An 18,490-nucleotide genomic window follows, 5' to 3' on the forward strand; every position below is an offset into this window, starting at 1 on the left:
ACTGGCTGAAACGCGGCCGGGCCCTAGGCGAGCGGCATTGAGTGAAGCGCGTCTTCCGTACCAAGGAATAGCCCGTGGCAACTTGGCTAGTGACCGGCGGCGCCGGTTTCATCGGCGGAAACTTCGTGCTGGATGCGGTTGCGCGCGGCGTGCGCGTGGTCAACCTCGATGCACTGACCTATGCCGGCAACCTGGACACGCTGTCGTCGCTGGAAGGCAACCCTGACCACCTGTTCGTGCACGGGGACATTGGCGACCGCGCGCTGGTCGTGCGGCTGCTGGCCGAATACCGTCCCGATGCGGTACTGAACTTCGCCGCCGAAAGCCACGTGGACCGCTCGATCGACCATCCGGCCGCCTTCATCCGGACCAACGTGGTCGGCACCCTGGGCCTGCTGGAGGCGGTGCGTGACTACTGGAGGGGTCTGGAGGGTCCGGCGAAGGACGCGTTCCGCTTCCTGCACGTGTCCACCGACGAGGTCTACGGCACCCTGGGCGAGACCGGCAGGTTCACCGAGACCACGCCCTACGCTCCCAATTCCCCATACTCGGCGTCGAAGGCCGCCTCCGACCACCTGGTCCGCGCCTTCCACCACACCTACGGGCTGCCGGTGCTGACCACCAACTGCTCCAACAACTACGGTCCGTACCACTTCCCGGAGAAGCTCATCCCGCTGGTGATCGCCAAGGCCCTGGCCGGCGAACCGCTGCCGGTCTATGGCGACGGCAAGCAGGTGCGCGACTGGCTGTTCGTGGCCGACCACTGTGAGGCGATCCGCACCGTGCTGGCCAAGGGCCGGGTGGGCGAGACCTACAACGTTGGCGGCAACTCCGAGAAGCAGAACATCGAGGTCGTGGAGGCGATCTGCGCGCTGCTGGATGAGCGCCGCCCGCGCGAGGACGGCCGGCCGCGCAGCAGCCAGATCATCCATGTCGCCGACCGGCCAGGCCACGACCGCCGCTATGCGATCGATGCCTCCAAGCTGAAGGACGAGTTGGGCTGGGAGCCGAAACACACCTTCGAGCAGGGCATCGCGTGCACGGTCGACTGGTACCTGGAGCACCAGGACTGGGTGAAGCGCGCGCTGGATGGCAGCTACCGGCTCGAACGCTTCGGGGTGGCGGTATGACGCAACGCAAGGGCATCATCCTGGCCGGCGGTTCCGGCACCCGGCTCTATCCGATCACCCGTGCGGTCAGCAAGCAGCTGTTGCCCGTCTACGACAAGCCGATGATCTACTACCCGCTCAGCGTGCTGATGCTGGCGGGCATCCGCGAAGTCCTGGTCATCAACACCCCGCAGGAGCAGGCGCTGTTCCAGGCGTTGCTCGGCGACGGTTCGCAGTGGGGCATGCGCATCGAATACGCGGCCCAGCCCAGTCCGGATGGCCTGGCCCAGGCCTACCTGATCGGCCGCGACTTCGTCGCCGGCCAGCCCAGCTGCCTGGTGCTGGGCGACAACATCTTCCACGGCCATGGCCTCACAGCGCTGCTCAAGCACGCCGATGCGCGGAACGAGGGTGCGACCGTGTTCGGTTACTGGGTGCATGATCCCGGCCGCTACGGCGTGGCCGAGTTCGACGGCGCGGGCCGGGTGGTCGGCATCGAAGAGAAGCCGGCGCAGCCGCGTTCCAACTATGCGGTGACGGGGCTCTACTTCTACGACGGCAGGGCCAGCGACTACGCCGCCGAACTGAAGCCGTCGCCGCGCGGCGAGCTGGAAATCACCGACCTCAACAAGCGCTACCTCGAAGACGGGCAGCTGTATATGGAACAGCTGGGCCGCGGCTACGCCTGGCTCGATACCGGCACCCACCAGTCGCTGCTGGAAGCCTCGACTTTCATCGAAACGATCGAGGCGCGACAGGGACTGCGCGTGTGCTGCCCGGAGGAGGTGGCGTTCGGCAACGGCTGGATCGACGTGGCGCAGCTGGAGCGGCTGGCCGCGCCGCTGGCCAAGAACGGCTATGGCCAGTACCTGCTCGACCTGGCGCGGCGCGGCGAGGTGGTGCGGTGAAGCTGATCGAGACCGGCCTGCCGGGTTGCGTGGTGATCGAGCCGGCCGTATTCGGTGATGAGCGCGGCGTGTTCTTCGAAACCTGGAACGCCGCGCGCTTCGGCCAGCATGGACTGCCGACGAAGTTCGTCCAGAGCAACGTGTCGACCTCGGTCAAGGGCGTGCTGCGCGGGCTGCACTACCAGTGGCCGCGCCCGCAGGGCAAGCTGGTCAGCGTGCTGGAAGGCGAGGTCTACGACGTGGCGGTGGACATCCGCCGCGGCTCGCCGACCTTCGGCCGCTGGGAGGCGGTGATCCTCAGCGCGGAGAACCGGCGCCAGTTCTGGATACCGGAGGGGTTCGCCCACGGTTTCGCCGTGCTTTCCGAGCGCGCGGTGTTCAGCTACCTGTGCACCGACGTGTACGTGAAGGAAGCCGATGCCGGCGTGCGCTGGAACGATGGTGACATCGGCGTCGACTGGCCGGTGTCCGACCCGCAGCTGTCGCCCAAGGACAGCGCTGCGCCGCTGCTGGCCGACATCGCCGAGGATCGCCTGCCGGTCTACGTCGCATGACGCGGCTGCTCGTCGTCGGCGCCAACGGCCAGATCGGCCGCGAACTGCGCCGCAGCCTGCAGCCGCTCGGCGAAGTGGTCGCCGCCACCCGCGACGGACGGCTCGACGATGGCCGCGCCTGTGCCGTTGCCGACCTGTCCGGGCCGCAGTCGCTCGTGGCGCTGGTCCGCGACGTGGCGCCGTCGGCCGTGGTCAACGCCGCCGCCTACACCGCAGTGGACAAGGCCGAAAGCGACGTCGAGGCGGCTTTCCGGATCAACGCCGAAGCGCCTGCCGCCCTGGCCGGAGCCTGCGCCGCGGCGGGGATTCCTTTCGTCCACTACTCCACCGACTACGTCTTCGACGGCCAGGGAACCCGTCCCTACCGCGAGGACGATCCGACCGCGCCGCTGGGCGTGTACGGCGCCAGCAAGCTGGCCGGCGAGGAGGCGGTTCGCGCGGCCGGTGGGCGTCACCTGATCTTCCGCACCGCCTGGGTCTATGCCGCGCACGGGCACAACTTCCTGCGGACCATGCTGCGGCTCGGTGCCGAACGCGAGGAACTGCGCGTGGTGGCCGACCAGACCGGCACGCCGACGCCGGCGGCGCTGATCGCCGACGTCACCACCGCTGCGCTGTCGCAGGCACTGGGGCCGGAAGCGCGGACCAGCGGCACCTGGCACCTGGTCGCCACCGGCGATACCAGCTGGCACGGCTTCGCCGAGGCGATCTTCGCCGAAGCGGTGGCCGCCGGCCTGCTGCCGCGCGCACCGCGGGTGCTGCCCATCGCCACGGCCGATTACCCCACGCCCGCGCGGCGACCGGCCTATTCGCAGCTGGATACCACGCGCCTCCGGAACGACTTCGGCATCGATCCGCCGCACTGGCGCGACGGGCTGCACAGTGTGATCGCCGGCATGGATCGCGGGATCTGATCTCCGATAATCTGCGCCGGGGAGCCGCGACCGCGGCCGTGTGCAGACAGGGGAGACGATGTCCACGAACAGGGGGAAGGGCGCCGCGTTGGCGCTGTGTGCGGCGCTTGCGTGCGGCGAGGTGGCCGCACAGGTGGCGATGCCGGTGGATGTGGCTCAGTTCGTGCGCCGCGAGGAGTTCCGCGACGTGCAGCTCTCGCCGGGTGGCACGTACCTGGCCGCGACGCTGCCGATGGAGGACCGTACCGGCGTGGTGATCCTGCGCCTGTCCGACATGAAGGTCACCACCAGTTTCTCGCTGGGCCGCAATACCGACATCGCCTGGTTCCAGTGGGCCAATGACGGGCGCGTGCTGCTGGGCGTGGCGGAGAAGCTCGGCATGCAGGCGCGGCCGAAATTCACCGGCGAGATTTTCGGCGTCAATGCCAGCGGCGCGGCGGCCGAAATGCTGGTCGGCCAGCGCGTGGCGGACGCCGGGGGCGGGACGCGCATCCAGCCCAAGAAGCCAGAGCAGGTCTGGGCGCATCTCACCGACGCCTTGCCGGCCGACGATCGCCACGTCGTCGTCACCGTCGGCAATTTCAGCGACGATGCGTACACCCGCGCCGAGCGCATGGACGTGCGCAGCGGCCGCCGCATCACGCTGGCGAGAGTGCCGGTGCGCAACGCGACGTTCACCACCGACCACCAGGGCGTAGTGCGGATGGCGGTGGGCGCCGACGGCGACAACCTCAGCCGCCTCTACCACCGTGCGGGCGAGGCGGGCGAGTGGGTGCTCATCAACGACGAGGGCGCCAGCAAGCGCCGCGAGACGCCCCTGGGCTTCTCCGCGGACGGGTCCACCGCCTACCTGCGCAGCGACCATCCGCACGGGCCGGATTCGATCGTCGCCTGGGATGTGGCCAGCGGCCAGCGCCGCGAGGTGCTGCGCGACGACGCGGTCGATCCCTACGAGATCATCTACGCCAGCAGCGGCCCGCGCGAGCCGATCGGTGCGTTGTTCATGGACGGCAGGCCGCGCACCGCGTTCTTCAATCCGGAGCATCCCGATGCGCGGCTGCAGCGCAGGCTGGAACAGGCCTTCGAGGGCGAACTGGTGCGGATCACCTCGCGTACGGCCGATGGCCGGGTGGCGCTGGTCCTGACCACGTCGGACCGCAACAGTGGCGATTTCTTCCGCTTCGACACGGTCGCCAACAGCGCCGAGCACCTGATCAGCCGGCGCGCCTGGCTGGACCCGCTGGAAATGGCCGAGGTCCGGCCGGTCGCGCTGGAGGCGCGTGACGGCACCGGCCTGCACGGCTACCTGACCGTGCCCAGGGGGAGCGATGGCCGGGGGCTGCCGCTGGTGGTGCTGCCGCACGGAGGGCCGTACGGCGTCCAGGACACGTGGGAGTTTGCCGAGGAGCCGCAGTTGCTGGCCGCGGCCGGCTATGCCGTGCTGCAGGTCAACTATCGCGGTTCCGGCGGCTACGGCCAGGCTTTCAAGCAGGCCGGTGCCCGCCAGTGGGGACTGGCGATGCAGGACGACCTGACCGACGCGACGCGCTGGGCGATCGCGCAGGGCATCGCCGATCCGGCGCGGATATGCATCTACGGGGCCAGCTACGGCGCCTACGCCGCGCTGATGGGCGTGGCAAAGGAGCCGTCGCTGTACCGCTGCGCCGCAGGCTACGTCGGCGTCTACGACCTGGTCATGCGCAGCCGCGCCCTGGCCAGGGGCGCCCGCTCGCTGGAAACCTGGTCGGAGGACTGGATCGGCACGGATCCGGCGGCACTGACGGCGGTGTCGCCCACCCGCTTGGCCGAGCGGATGCGGGTGCCGGTGTTCATGGCTGCGGGCGGCGAGGACCAGGTCACGCCCGTCGCCCATACCCGGGCCATGGAAACCGCGTTGCGCAAGGCCGGGGTGCCGGTCGAGTCGCTGTACTACGACAACGAAGGCCACGGCTTCTACACCCAGCCGCACCTGCGCGAGTACTACACGCGCCTGCTCGCCTTCCTCGATCGGCACATCGGCGGCAACGCGCCGGTGGCCTCGCGACCCTGAGCGCGCGGGCCCCGCCGCACAGGCGGGGCCCACGCGTTCCGCTCACCCGCGGGTCAACCGCTTGAGCAGCGGCGTGGCCAGGAACAGCAGCGCGCCGGCGACCAGGCCGATCCACATCATCTGGGTGAACACGCCCGAATAGACCGCCAGCGCGTATTCGCGGGTGGCGTAGGGCGGGATCGCCGCCCAGGTGCCGAGGCGGCCGGCGATGATTTCGCCGAAGGCCGAGAACAGGAACCAGGCGCCCATCATCAAGCCCACTGCGCGCGGGATCGACAGCGCGGTGACCGCGGCCAGGCCGACCGGCGACAGCACCATCTCGCCGAGCACCAGCACGAAGTAGGCCAGGATCATCCACCACAGGCTCACCAGCATGTCCGGGCCGGGGTTGGCGGCGGCGAACGCCAGCACGCCGAAGGCCAGGCCGCAGAACACCAGGCCCCAGGCGAACTTGGCCGGGTAGCTGGGATTGAGTCCACGCTTGTCCAGGCGCGGCCACAGCCAGGCGAACAGCGGGCTCATCGCGATCACCGCCAGCGCGCCGATCGCGGTGGTCTGGCCGGCGGTCCATTCGATGCCGAAGGTGGTGCGGTCCATGGCCCGGTCGGCCATCGCCACCCACGGGCCGTAGGTCTGCTCGTACAGGCCCCAGAACAGCGCGCTGACCGTGATCAGCACCATCAGCATCACCATCCGGCCCTTTTCCGCCCGGCTGATGCCCGAGAACAGCAGGCGGATGAACCACGCGTAGAGGCCCAGGCCCAGCACCACCGCCACCAGTTCGGTCAGGGTGACCTCGTGGCCGCCGACCAGCGACGACAGCGGGCCGAAGTTGATCCGCGTCTGCAGCACCTGCCAGACCACCACCGTGAGCAGCAGGCCACCGGCGTAGATCAGCGCCTCGCGCGAGAGGCCGGCGAACACCGGGGCACGCAGCAGCGCCGGGTCGGCCGGTTCGGCGCGTCCCTGCAGGTGGCGGCGGCCGACCACGAACTGGACCAGGCCCAGCGCCATCATCACGCCGGCCAGGGCGAAGCCGTAGCCCCAGCCGATCTTCTCGCCGACGTAGGCCACGATCAGCGACGACATGAAGGCGCCGACGTTGATGCCCATGTAGAAGATGGTGAAGCCCGAGTCGCGCCGGGGATCGTTGTCCGGATACAGGCGGCCGACGATCGTGGAGATGTTCGGCTTGAGGAAGCCCACGCCCACGCCGATCAGCGCCAGCGAGAAGTACATGACCTGTACCGCCGACGCGTCCGGCACGCCCGCGCCCTGCACGCCGGTGGCGGCGTGGCCGGTGTAGGCCATGCCCAGCTGGCCCAGGACCAGCAGCATGCCGCCGAACACCACCGCCTTGCGCATGCCCAGGTAGCGGTCGGCCAGCAGGCCGCCCAGCAGCGGCAGCGCGTAGGCCAGGCCGGCGTAGGTGCCCAGCAGCAGGTAGCCGTCGGTGTCGCTGAACAGGTGGTGCTTGGTGAGGTAGAGCAGCAGCAGCGCCTTCATGCCGTAGAAGGCGAAGCGTTCCCACATCTCGGTCAGGAAGCAGACGTAGAGGCCCTTGGGATGGCCGAGGAACTGGTCGGCGGCCGCGGGCGCGGGCAGATGGGTTGCAGACACGAAAGGCCCCCTGGGTAGACGATGGGCGAGTATAGCGGCCGGCTTCCGGGCAGGCCGGTGCGTGACTTAGGGCCTTTGCGCCGGCCCCGGGCCAGCGCCTACCATCCGGGGTTTGCCTCGCTGGAGCCCCGGATGAAGCCCGCCTTCCTGTCCACGTCCCCGATCCTGCCGCTCGCCCTGGCCGCGACCCTGGGCCTGCTGGCCGCCAGCCCGGCCGAAGCCGCCCGCGGCCTGGACGTGCGCGACCTGCAGAAGCTCGACCGGGTGTCCTCGCCCGTACTCTCGCCCGACGGCGCCTTCGTCGTCTTCGCCAGGCGCGAGATGCAAGGCGCGAGCGGTGCGGACGACCCGGGCAAGGCCGCGACCGCGCTATGGATCCGCGACCTGCGCACCCGCGACCTGGCGCCGCCTAAGCGGCTCACCCCGGTGGGCTGGAACGTCAACTCGCCGGCCTTCTCCGACGACGGCAAGACCCTGTACTTCCTCAGCGCGCAGTCGGGCAGCCAGCAGGTGTACGCGATGCCGGCCACCGGCGGCGTGCCGCAGCAGGCCACCCGCTTCCCGCTGGACGTGGGCAGTTTCAAGGTTTCGCCGGGTGGCCGGCGCCTGGCGGTGAGCCTGGCGGTGTTCCCCGACTGCGGCGCCGACCTGGGCTGCACGGTCAAGCGGCTGGAGGAGCGCACGCAGGCCAAGGCCAGCGGCGTGATCCACGACCAGCTGCTCGTGCGCCACTGGGACACCTGGCAGGACGGGCGCCACAACCGCCTGTTCGTGACCGCGCCGGCGACCGGCAAGGCGCAGCCGGCGAGCGTGCTGGTCGGCGACGGTGGCGTGCCCGGCAACGTGCCGTCCAGGCCGTTCGGCGACGACAGCGAGTACGCCTGGTCGCCCGACGGCAAATCGATCGTGTTCGCGATGCGCCGTGCCGACCGCCAGGAGGCCTGGTCGACCAACTTCGACCTATACCAGTTCAGCGAAGGCCAGCCGCTGCGCAACCTGACCGAAGGCAACCCCGCCTGGGATACCGGCCCGGTGTTCAGCGCCGACGGCGGCAAGCTGTACTACCGCGCGATGAAGCGAGCGGGCTTCGAGGCCGACCGCTTCGGCCTGATGGAGCGCGACCTGGCCACCGGCGCCATCCGCGAGATCGCCCCGGACTGGGACCGCAGCGCCGACGGCATCGTCCTGTCGGCCGACGGCAAGACCCTCTACACCACCGCGCAGGACATGGGCCAGCACCCGCTGTTCGCGGTCGACATCGCCACCGGCCAGGTGCAAAAGCTGGTCGGCGACGGCACCGTCACTTCGTTCGACATCGCCGGCGACACCCTGGCCTTCACCCGCAATACGCTGCGCAGCGGCGACCAGGTGTTCACCGCCTCGCTGGCCAGCCCGGCGGCGCAGCGCGCGATAACGCCCAGCGCTGGCGAGGCGCTGCCAGACGTGGCCTTCGGTGACTACGAGCAGTTCAGCTTCGCCGGCTGGGACGGCGCGACCGTGCACGGCTACGTGGTCAAGCCATGGAACTACGAGGAGGGCAGGAAGTACCCGGTCGCGTTCCTGATCCACGGCGGCCCGCAGGGCAGCTTCGGCGACGGCTGGAGCTACCGCTGGAACCCGCAGACCTACGCCGGCCAGGGCTACGCGGTGGTGATGATCGACTTCCACGGTTCGACCGGCTACGGGCAGGCCTTCACCGACGCGATCAGCGGCCACTGGGGCAGCAAGCCGCTGGTCGACCTGCAGAAGGGCTGGGCCGCGGCGCAGCAGCAGTATCCGTTCCTGGACGGCGGCAAGGCCTGTGCGCTGGGCGCCAGCTACGGCGGCTACATGACCAACTGGATCGCCGGCAACTGGTTCGAGGCCGACGGCAGCGCGCCGTTCAAGTGCCTGGTCACCCACAACGGCGTGTTCGACACCCGCTCGATGGGCGTGGTGACCGAGGAGCTGTGGTTCACCGAGTGGGAGTTCGGCGGCACGGTGGCGGCCAATCCCGAGGCGTACGAGCAGTACAACCCAGCCCGCCACATCCACAAGTGGAAGACGCCGATGCTGGTGGTGGCCGGCCAGAACGACTTCCGCGTGCCGATCGACCAGAGCCTGTCGGCGTTCACCGCGCTGCAGCGCGCCGGGATCGAGTCCAGGCTGCTGTATTTCCCCGACGAGAACCACTGGGTGCTCAAGCCGGCCAACAGCGTGCTCTGGCACGACACCGTCAACGCCTGGCTGAAGCAGCACATCGGCCAGTGAATCCCGCGATGGCCGGCATCTGCCGGCCATCGCCTTTTTTCGCTCTAAAGGGAGACATCGCCGATGGCGATCGAAGCCACCGCGCCGTCCAGCGCGCTGATCCAGAACGACATCGTCGTGTTCGGGCTGATTGCCGCCACGCTGGGCATGATCTTCTGGCTCGCCAGCGGACCGACGCCGTTCTGGAGGAAATTCTTCGCCTGGGTGCCGGCGCTGCTGCTGTGCTACTTCGTGCCCGCGCTCTACAACACTACCCGGCTGATCGATGGCGAAGGCAGCCAGCTCTATTACCTGGCCAGTCGCGTGCTGCTGCCGGCGGCGCTGGTGTTGCTGACGCTGTCGATCGACCTCAAGGGCATCCTCAAGCTCGGGCCGAAGCTGCTGTTCGTGTTCTGCATGGGCACGCTGGGCGTGGTGCTCGGGGCGATCATCGCGTTCCAGCTGATGGAGTGGTTCTGGCCTGCGGCGGTGGCGGGCGACACCTGGAAGGGCATGGCGGCGCTGTCGGGCAGCTGGATCGGCGGCGGCGCGAACATGGTCGCGATCCGCGAGATCTACGGCGTCGACGCCACCCTGTTCGGGCAGTTCGCGGTGGTCGACGTGGCGCTGGCCAGCCTGCTGATGGCGTCGCTGCTGTTCCTCGCCAACCGGCAGCAGCAGATCGACCTGCGCAGCGGCGCCGATACCCGCGCGCTGGACGAGATGAAGGAGCGGGTGGCCGCCTACGAGGCCGCCAATGCGCGCATTCCGACGCTGTCCGACCTGATGATGATCGTCGGCTGGGCCTTCGGCATCGTCGCCGTGGCGCATGCCATCGCCAATCCCGCCTCCGGGTGGTTCAAGGCGAACGTGGCATGGGCCGGCCAGTTCAGCCTCGACGCGCCGTTCGTCTGGATCGTGGTGCTGTCGACGCTGGGCGGCCTGGTGCTGAGCTTCACCCGGGTGCGTTCGCTGGAGAACGCGGGCGCATCGAAGGTCGGCACGGTTTTCCTGTATTTCCTGATCGCCTGCATCGGCATGCAGATGGACTTCCTCAAGCTCGCCAACCGCCCGGAACTGCTGGTGATCGGGACGATCTGGATGTCGGTGCACGTGGTGACGATCTGGTATGCCGCCAAGCTGGTCAAGGCGCCGCTGTTCTATTTCGGCGTCGGCTCAATGGGCAACATCGGCGCGGCGGCCTCGGCGCCGGTCATCGCCGCGGCGTTCCATCCCACGCTGGCCCCGGTCGGCGTGTTGCTGGGCACCGTCGGCTACGCCACGGGCACGGTGATTGCGTACTTCCTCGGCCAGGTGCTGCGGCTGATGGCGGGACAGTAGCCCATCCTTTGCAGGCGCCGGTTCTCCCGAAGACCGTTCCATGCCCAGACCCTCGCAACGGCAATCGCGACTGCAAGGTCAAAAGCGCCGGGCGTGATCGGCTTCGGTCTGAGCCGCGGCGGGCCGGGAGTATTGCGGTCGTCTCGACGGCACATCCCTGTGCCGACTCGCCGACGCGGCCATCCATGGCCGCTGCCGCAATACTCCCGGCCCGCCACGTCTTCGGGAGCTTCCAGGTCGTGGCTCCGTTCACAGGCGATGAGCAGCGCCCGGCTTTTGTAGGAGCGGGCATGACCGCGACCCGACGCCGTCTGCCCAGGCGACGCCCTCATGGTTCCGACGCCCGTGTCGCCAGCAAGCTGGGCTCCTACAGAAAGCAAGTGCTGCCATGGGCTTCCCTTCCTCCGCAGGCTAAAGGAAGGGCGGGAAGGGGGCTTTGCTGTTGCTCCTCCGATCGAAGCCACGCCCCCAAAGCTCCCGAGGTCGTTGTGCCCAGGGGGTATGGCGCAAGCAGCACATGGATGTGCTGCGCTCGCTCCTCGGAGGCAGGACGCCGGAGCGGAGCGATGCGCCATACCCCCTGGGCACGACGGCCCGCTCCGAAGCCGACGCTAGTGCTCTTGCTTCCACGGCACGAGAGTCCCGCCCGAAGCCGATGCTTGTGCTCTTGCTTTCGCGGCACAACACCTCCCCCTGTAGCTGCAGAACGCAAAAATGAAGAAGGACGAAGCCATTGCTTCGCCCTTCCCCGTCCAATGACGATCGATGCTGGGACCCGCTAACAGCAGCGGAACCCGGAGCGCCCGCCGAAGCGGGCCTCCTGGCGCTCGCGGAAGAACGTCTTGTAGTCCATCGGTTCGCGGTCCGGGTGTTTCTCCAGCATGTGCCGGACGTAGTTGTCGTAGTCCGGGATGCCGCAGCACAGCCGGGCGGTCTGCACCAGCCTGCGCCACACGCGCTTGTGCGTGGCGAAGTGGTCGAGCGGGACGAGTTGGGTGCCCATGTCCTTCCCTCCCTACAGCCAGGCCTTGACCTGCTCGTCGCTGAGGGCGACGAACGGCGTCTCGCGGTCGGTGCGCTGGCTGCTGCGGCGGGCCTTGAGGATCGCGCGGACCGCATAGACCAGCACGCTGGCCACCACGAACAGGAACAGCACGGTCAACCCGGCGTTGATGTAGCTGTTGACCACCACCTGCTGCATCTGGCCCACGCTCTTGGCCGTGCCCAGCAGCTGGCCGTCGGCGATGGCCTGCTGGTACCTGCGTGCCTGGGCGACGAAGCCGAGCGCCGGGTTGCTGTCGAAGATCTTGATCAGGCCGGCGTAGGTGGTGCAGATCAGCAGCCACAGCGTCGGCACGATCGTGACCCAGGCATAGCGGTCGCGCTTCATCTTGAACAGGACCACCGTGCACAGCATCAGCGCGATGCCGGCCAGCATCTGGTTGGCGATGCCGAACAGCGGCCACAGGGTGTTGATGCCGCCCAGCGGGTCGACCACGCCCTGGTAGAGGAAGTAGCCCCACAGCGCGACGCAGCCGGCGGTGCCGATCACGTTCGCGCCCCAGGACTCGGTCCGGCGCAGCGCCGGCACGAAGTTGCCGAGCAGGTCCTGCAGCATGAAACGGCCCGCGCGGGTGCCGGCGTCGACCGCGGTCAGGATGAACAGCGCCTCGAACAGGATCGCGAAGTGGTACCAGAACGCCATCATCGCGTCGCCGCCGGGCAGGGCGTCGTGCAGGATCACCGCGATGCCCACCGCCAGGGTCGGCGCGCCGCCGGCGCGCGAGATGATGGTGTGCTCGCCGATGTCCTTGGCGGTCTGGGTCAGCACCTCGGGCGTGATCACGAAGCCCCAGCTGCTGACCGTGGCGGCCACCTCCGCCGCCTCGGTGCCGATCGCGGCGGCCGGGCTGTTCATGGCGAAGTACACGCCCGGCTCGATGATCGAGGCGGCCACCAGCGCCATGATCGCCACGAACGATTCCATCAGCATGCCGCCGTAGCCGATGTAGCGGGCGTGGACTTCGTTGGCCAGCAGTTTCGGGGTGGTGCCCGAGGCGATCAGCGCGTGGAAGCCCGATACCGCGCCGCAGGCGATGGTGATGAACAGGAACGGGAACAGCCCGCCCTTCCACACCGGACCGTCGCCACTGCTGGCGAACTGGGTCAGCGCCGGCATCTTCAGCGTGGTCACCTCCGGGCTGGCGATGACGATGCCGATCGCCAGCGCCACGATCACGCCGATCTTGAGGAAGGTCGACAGGTAGTCGCGCGGGGCCAGCAGCAGCCACACCGGCAGCACCGCGGCGACGAAGCCGTAGCCGATCAGCATCCAGGTGATCTGGGTGCCGGTGAAGGTGAACGCCGGGCCCCAGGTGGGGTGTGCGCCGACCCGGCCGCCGAACCAGATCGCCAGCAGCAGCAGGACGATGCCGACCACCGAGATCTCGCCGATCCGCCCCGGGCGGATGTAGCGCATGTACACGCCCATGAAGATCGCGATCGGCATCGTCGCGATCACCGTGAACATGCCCCAGGGGCTCTCGGCCAGCGCCTTGACCACGATCATGGCCAGCACCGCCAGGATGATGATCATGATCAGGAACGCGCCGAACAGGGCGATGGTGCCGGCCACCGGCCCCATCTCCTCGCGCACCAGGTCGCCCAGCGAGCGGCCGTCGCGCCGGCTGGAGATGAACAGGACCATGAAGTCCTGCACCGCGCCGGCCAGGACCACGCCGGCGATCAGCCAGATCATGCCGGGCAGGTAGCCCATCTGCGCGGCCAGCACCGGGCCGACCAGCGGGCCGGCGCCGGCGATGGCGGCGAAGTGGTGGCCGAACAGCACGTGCTTGTTGGTGGGCACGTAGTCCAGGCCGTCGTTGTGGATGTGCGCGGGCGTGGCCCGGCGCGGGGCCAGCCCCATCACGTTCCTGGCGATGTACAGGCTGTAGTAGCGGTAGGCGACCAGGTAGATCGACACCGCGGCCACGACGATCCACAACGCGCTGATCTGTTCGCCGCGCCGCAGCGCCACGGTGCCCAGGCAGAACGCACCGAGCAGCGCGAGCGCGGCCCAGCCGACCTTGGAGAACGCTTTCACGGGAACCTCCATCGGAATCGAGATCGAGATCGAGATCGAGATCGGGATCGGACCGGACAAGGGTCGTCCCGCGCGCGGTGCAGGTCAATGCGCGATGCGGCGGGCCCGGTAAGACTTTGGTCGCATGCATGGACGCTGCATCGCGGCGGGCGTGAACGCGGTCACCGTTGCGCCAGCCTTCACAGCCAGCGCGCGCGCTTGAACAGCCGGTACAGCCCGATGCAGATCGCCGCGACCGCCACGATCAGCAGCGGATAGGCCCAGCGCGGCTCCAGCTCCGGCATGTGCGCGAAGTTCATGCCGTACCAGCTGGTGATCAGGGTCGGCGCGGCCAGCAGCGCGGCCCAGGCGCCGAGGCGCTTGACCGTCTCGCCCTGGGCCAGGGTGACCATCGACAGGTTCACGCTCAGCGCGGTGCCGAGCATGTCGCGCAGGGTGTCGATGGTGTCGTTGATGCGCAGCACGTGGTCGTGCACGTCGCGCAGGTACACGCGCACCTCCTCGCGCACCAGCAGGCCCTGCGCGGCCTGGCTGCGCAGCAGCTGCGCCAGCACGTCCTGCAGCGGCGAGACGGCCACGCGCATGTAGGTCAGGTCGCGCTTGAGGTCGTACAGCCGCACCACGATCGCGCGACGGTAGGTGTCGGAGAAGATGTCGCGCTCCAGCTTGCGCAGGCTGTCGCGGTGCTCGTCGACGATCGGCACGTAGTTGTCGACGATAAAGTCGAGCACCGCGTACAGCGCCATCGCCGGGCCGAACCGCAGCAGGTCCGGTTCGCGTTCCATCCGGCTGCGCGCGGGTGCGTACGACAGCGAGGCGCCGTGGCGGACGGTCAGCAGGAAGCGATCGCCGAGGAAGGCGTGGGTTTCGCCGTAGCGTATCTGGCCCTCGACCATCTGCGCGGTGTGCACGGCCAGGAACAGGGTGTCGCCGTAGGCCTCCACCTTGGGCCGCTGGTGCGCGTTGCGCGCGTCCTCCACCGCCAGCGGATGCAGGTGCAGCTCTTCCTGCAGCTGCAGCAGCACCGCGTCGGCGGGCTCGTACAGCCCGACCCAGGCGAAGCCGGGCGCGTCGCTCGCCAGCATCTCGCCGAGCCGGTCCAGCGGCAGGTCGTGGCGGCGGCCTTCGCCGTCGTACCAGACGCAGTTGACGACACAGGCGGGATTGGTGGCCGGGGCGGGATTGTCCATGCGGCGCATCCTGCGCCGCAGCGGCGCAGGCGGCAAGCCACCGGCCGCCATGCAGGAGCCGACTTCAGTCGGCGACACGGGCGTCCGAACGAGGAAGGCGTAGCCTGTGCCGATGCTCAATGGGGTCTGCCCCAATGGGGTCAGGTTCAATTCACTCGAAAAAATGAACCTGACCCCATTTGGGCGAGGGCGTCGCCTGCGCCCGCAATGTCGGGTCGCCGATGAATCGGCTCCTACGAGGAGCGGGGCGGGCGGCCCAGCGCCAGGGCCAGTGCCACGTGCACCGGCAACAGCAGGGCGATCCACGGCAGGTTGTACTGCGGCTGCAGGCTCAGCCACTGCAGTACCCAGCCCAGTGCGGCGACGGCGGCCACGGTCCACAGCAGCGGGCGGAACAGGCGCCCCGGGACGCGCCCGCGCAGCAGCGACACCGCACCCGGCAGCAGCAGCAGGCACAGCGGGTTGAGCAGGAACAGGTTGCGGTTGGCCCAGCCGGCCTGGTGGACGGTGAAGCCCCACAGGTAAACCAGCAGCGCGCCGGCCAGGCCGCACAGCAGCCACAGCGGCAGGGCGAACGCGGCGATCGTGCGCGGCCGCCGGCGCAGTGCCGCGATCGCGGCCGCCAGGGCCAGGCCGGCCAGCAGCCATGGCCACCAGCGGCGCGGCGATTCGGCCGGTTCGGCGGCGATGCGGTGCGGTAGCAACTGCTCCTCGTACGCGACCAGCGGACGCCCGGCGCTGTTGCGCGCCTCGCGCAGGCTGTCGGCCAGGCGCATCGGGATGAACGCCTCGTCCCAGCGCGACAGCGGCCGGTCGGCGTAGGGCCCCAGGCCGAGGTCGAAGCCCAGCCACATCCACGGCGCCGGCCGCGCCAGCCGCACCGATTCGCTGCGGAAGGTGTTGCCGCGCGAGCGGCCGGCCAGCTGCGACTTCAGCGCGCCGCCCATCGCCGCGTCCAGCGCGTCGCGCACCTGGGTGGCGCAGTTGGCGGTGAAGTAGTCGTAGCGGTAGCGCGAGTTCTCCGGCCTGGCGCGTTCGGCCAGCGCGTCGGCCAGCGCGCGTGCCTGCGCCGGCTCCAGGTCCAGCCACTGGATGTCGACGCCGCGGCCGGCGTCGCGGTACTGGGCCAGATCGTGCGCGGCCGGCAGCGCCACCAGGTGGTACATCATCTCGCCGCGGACGAAGCGGGCGATGAAGTCCGGCTCGGTGGGATCGAAGTAGCCGAAGTTGTAGGAGACGGCCTCGCCGCTGTGCGGGTCGACCACCACGATCGCGTCGTGGCCGAAGCGCTCGAAGAACACCTCGCCCGGCTGCATCGTCATCACCCCGATGCGCGGCGCGTCGGCGGCCAGCACAGCCCGGGGTAGCAGCAGCGCGGCGCATGCGAGCAGGCAGGCCAGCAGCGTGGCCGGCCAGGCCGGCCGGCGAAGCGGTCCGCGCATCAGCCGGCGTCCTGCGGGTCCGGCGCCAGCACCGCGACCTGGAAGGCGCGCACGCGGCGGGCGTCGGCGCGGATCACGCGGAACTGGAAGCGGTCCAGGGTGAGTTCTTCGCCGGCCTCGGGCAGGTGGCCGATGGCCTCGGTCACCAGCCCGCCGATGGTGTCGTACTCGTCGTCGGGGAAGCCGGCGCCGAAGCGCTCGTTGAAGTCGCCGATCGGGGTCAGCGCGTCGACCACGTACTGGCCGTCGGCCTGCGCGGCGATCAGCGCGCTGGCGTCCTCGGCCTCGTCGTGCTCGTCGTCGATCTCGCCGACGATCTGCTCGAGCACGTCCTCGATGGTGACCAGCCCGGCCACGCCGCCGTATTCGTCGACCACGATCGCCATGTGGTTGCGCGAGAGCCGGAACTCCTTGAGCAGCAGGTTGAGCTTCTTCGACTCGGGGATAAGCACCGCCGGGCGCAGCAGCGAATGGATGTCGCCGGGGCCGTTGTCGGCGACCACGCCGCGCAGCAGGTCCTTGGCCAGCAGGATGCCGAGGATCTCGTCGCGGTCCTCGCCGTGCACCGGGAAGCGCGAGTGGCCGGATTCGACCACCTGCTTCATCAGGTCGAGGAAGCGCGCATTGGCCGGCAGCGAGACCATCTGCGAGCGCGAGACCATCACGTCGCCGACGGTCAGCTCGGACACCGACAGCGCGCCTTCCATCATGCGCAGGGTGTCGGCGTCGATCAGGCCATCGCCCTGCGCGTCGCGCAGCAGCGCCACGAGGTCCTCGCGGGTGTCGGGTTCGCCGGAGAACGCGGAACTGATCCGCTCCAGCCAGGAGCGCCGGCGTTCGTGCGGCTCCGGCGCGGTGCGACTACTGTCGTCTTCGGACATTCGGGAGGAAGCAGGCGCCCGGGGATCCGGGCGTTGGCGGCAGTCTAGCGCGGTTGGGCGCCGGCGGGCGAGGGCGCGGCGACCGTGGGGGGCGGCGCCTCTTCCTCCTCCGGCTCCGGCGGGTCGAGGCTGTAGCTGCAGCCGGCCAGGGTCTTGCCCGGGTGCGAGTCCACGTTGGACACGTTGATCACCGCCGTCTCGATCCAGCCGGAGCTGCCGTCGGGGCCGGCGATTTCCTCGGCGCGCGCCTCGCGACCGAAGATCGCCTTCTGCGGCGTGTCCACGCCCGTCTCCAGCTGCAGCTCGCGGGCCAGCACCCGCGGATCGGCCAGGTCGAGCACCGCGACCACGCCGTCGCCGGCAAAGGCGATGTGGTCGCTCTGCCGCCCGAACACGGCCACCGGTGTGTTGAGGCGGTACTCGACCATGAACGGATTGACCTGCGGCTGCGGGCGCCAGCCCAGCGCCACGGCCTTCAACGGATCGCGCAGCACCGGCGCGTAGGCCATGAAGTCCTCGTAGCCGAGCCGGCACTCGAGCAGGGCCGACAGGTCGGGCAGCGTACCGTCGCCGGTCGCATCCTGCGCCTGCGCGGCGGCGGGCAGTAGGCCCAGGGACAGCAGGAGCAGGCGCGCCAGGGCGGTGCGTGGCATCGTCGGTTCACTCCCCCGCATAGGGATCGGGCAGGCCGAGGCCGGCGAGGATCTCGCGTTCCAGCTGCTCCATCGCCTCGGCGTCCTTGTCGTTGTTGTGGTCCCAGCCCAGCAGGTGCAGGACGCCGTGCACGGTCAGGTGGGCGTAGTGCGCGATCGCCGGCTTGCCCTGTTCCGCGGCCTCGCGCGCGACCACCGGTGCGCAGATCACCAGGTCGCCCAGCAACGGCAGCTTCACGCCCTCGGGCAGCTCGGCCGGGAAGCTGAGCACGTTGGTCGCGTAGTCCTTGCCGCGGTAGTGGCGGTTGAGCGCGCGGCCCTCCTTGGCGTCGACGATGCGGATCGCCAGGTCGGCCTCGCGGATCCGGCCCTTGAGCGCGGCCGCGACCCACTTGCGGAAGCTCGCCGCCGCCGGCACTCCGGCACGGGGTGCGGCGTAGTTGACGGACACGTCGAGCCGGACCGGGCCACGGGTCATGGGGCACTCCTGGGGTGG

At 69.5% G+C, this 18,490-nt stretch carries 15 protein-coding genes; 7 read left to right on the forward strand and 8 right to left on the reverse strand.

Annotated features, from left to right (window positions below; all coding sequences use genetic code 11):
• The first annotated feature begins 74 nt into the window (after window positions 1-74).
• The 5 genes from rfbB to WQ53_RS12400 are packed head-to-tail and all read left to right on the forward strand — an operon-like array spanning window position 75 to window position 5,535.
• Window positions 75-1,130, forward strand: coding sequence for a dTDP-glucose 4,6-dehydratase (gene rfbB, locus WQ53_RS12380; protein ID WP_052632824.1), 1,056 nt, complete (start codon window positions 75-77; stop codon window positions 1,128-1,130).
• Entirely contained in the window at window positions 1,127-2,017 is an 891-nt protein-coding gene (rfbA, locus tag WQ53_RS12385; RefSeq protein WP_052632825.1) for a glucose-1-phosphate thymidylyltransferase RfbA, read from the forward strand. Before rfbB ends, rfbA begins: the two co-directional genes overlap by 4 nt.
• A complete protein-coding gene (gene rfbC / locus WQ53_RS12390) occupies window positions 2,014-2,571 on the forward strand; it encodes a dTDP-4-dehydrorhamnose 3,5-epimerase (RefSeq protein ID WP_052632827.1) in 558 nt (185 codons plus the stop codon). Before rfbA ends, rfbC begins: the two co-directional genes overlap by 4 nt.
• On the forward strand, window positions 2,568-3,485 hold the full coding sequence (gene rfbD, locus WQ53_RS12395) for a dTDP-4-dehydrorhamnose reductase (RefSeq protein ID WP_052632829.1): 918 nt from the start codon (window positions 2,568-2,570) through the stop codon (window positions 3,483-3,485). The genes rfbC and rfbD overlap by 4 nt, the downstream gene beginning before the upstream one ends.
• A gap of 58 nt (window positions 3,486-3,543) precedes the next feature.
• Window positions 3,544-5,535: an alpha/beta hydrolase family protein gene (locus WQ53_RS12400; protein ID WP_082113014.1), complete on the forward strand. Its 1,992-nt coding sequence runs from the start codon at window positions 3,544-3,546 to the stop codon at window positions 5,533-5,535.
• Window positions 5,536-5,577: 42 nt separating this feature from the next.
• Here the strand turns inward: WQ53_RS12400 and WQ53_RS12405 are convergent, their stop codons facing one another.
• Window positions 5,578-7,155, reverse strand: coding sequence for a peptide MFS transporter (locus tag WQ53_RS12405; protein WP_052632831.1), 1,578 nt, complete (start codon window positions 7,153-7,155; stop codon window positions 5,578-5,580).
• Between the two features lie 132 nt (window positions 7,156-7,287).
• Here WQ53_RS12405 and WQ53_RS12410 point away from each other — a divergent pair, with 132 nt between their 5' ends.
• A complete protein-coding gene (locus tag WQ53_RS12410; RefSeq protein WP_052632833.1) occupies window positions 7,288-9,405 on the forward strand; it encodes an alpha/beta hydrolase family protein in 2,118 nt (705 codons plus the stop codon).
• Between the two features lie 63 nt (window positions 9,406-9,468).
• On the forward strand, window positions 9,469-10,725 hold the full coding sequence (locus tag WQ53_RS12415) for a DUF819 domain-containing protein (protein ID WP_052632835.1): 1,257 nt from the start codon (window positions 9,469-9,471) through the stop codon (window positions 10,723-10,725).
• A 778-nt stretch (window positions 10,726-11,503) separates the two neighbouring features.
• On the opposite strand, the gene WQ53_RS12420 is transcribed toward WQ53_RS12415, so the two are convergent.
• The 7 genes from WQ53_RS12420 to ybeY form a co-directional block, all read right to left on the reverse strand.
• On the reverse strand, window positions 11,504-11,728 hold the full coding sequence (locus WQ53_RS12420; protein WP_052632837.1) for a YbdD/YjiX family protein: 225 nt from the start codon (window positions 11,726-11,728) through the stop codon (window positions 11,504-11,506).
• A 12-nt stretch (window positions 11,729-11,740) separates the two neighbouring features.
• Window positions 11,741-13,828 (reverse strand): carbon starvation CstA family protein, encoded by a 2,088-nt coding sequence (locus WQ53_RS12425; RefSeq protein ID WP_052634076.1) that lies wholly within the window; start codon window positions 13,826-13,828, stop codon window positions 11,741-11,743.
• Window positions 13,829-14,007: 179 nt separating this feature from the next.
• Complete coding sequence (locus WQ53_RS12430) at window positions 14,008-15,018, reverse strand: magnesium and cobalt transport protein CorA (RefSeq protein WP_144409325.1); 1,011 nt, start codon at window positions 15,016-15,018, stop codon at window positions 14,008-14,010.
• 233 nt (window positions 15,019-15,251) lie between these two features.
• Window positions 15,252-16,460: a DUF4105 domain-containing protein gene (locus WQ53_RS12435; RefSeq protein WP_052632841.1), complete on the reverse strand. Its 1,209-nt coding sequence runs from the start codon at window positions 16,458-16,460 to the stop codon at window positions 15,252-15,254.
• Window positions 16,460-17,341 carry an HlyC/CorC family transporter gene (locus tag WQ53_RS12440; RefSeq protein ID WP_052632842.1) on the reverse strand — a complete coding sequence of 294 codons (882 nt, stop codon included), beginning with the start codon at window positions 17,339-17,341 and terminating at the stop codon, window positions 16,460-16,462. Before WQ53_RS12440 ends, WQ53_RS12435 begins: the two co-directional genes overlap by 1 nt.
• A 44-nt stretch (window positions 17,342-17,385) precedes the next feature.
• Complete coding sequence (locus WQ53_RS12445) at window positions 17,386-17,994, reverse strand: hypothetical protein (protein ID WP_052632843.1); 609 nt, start codon at window positions 17,992-17,994, stop codon at window positions 17,386-17,388.
• Window positions 17,995-18,001: 7 nt separating this feature from the next.
• Window positions 18,002-18,472: an rRNA maturation RNase YbeY gene (gene ybeY, locus WQ53_RS12450; protein ID WP_052632844.1), complete on the reverse strand. Its 471-nt coding sequence runs from the start codon at window positions 18,470-18,472 to the stop codon at window positions 18,002-18,004.
• Between the last annotated feature and the right edge of the window lie 18 nt (window positions 18,473-18,490).

This window comes from Pseudoxanthomonas suwonensis (assembly GCF_000972865.1).
Lineage (GTDB): Bacteria > Pseudomonadota > Gammaproteobacteria > Xanthomonadales > Xanthomonadaceae > Pseudoxanthomonas > Pseudoxanthomonas suwonensis_B.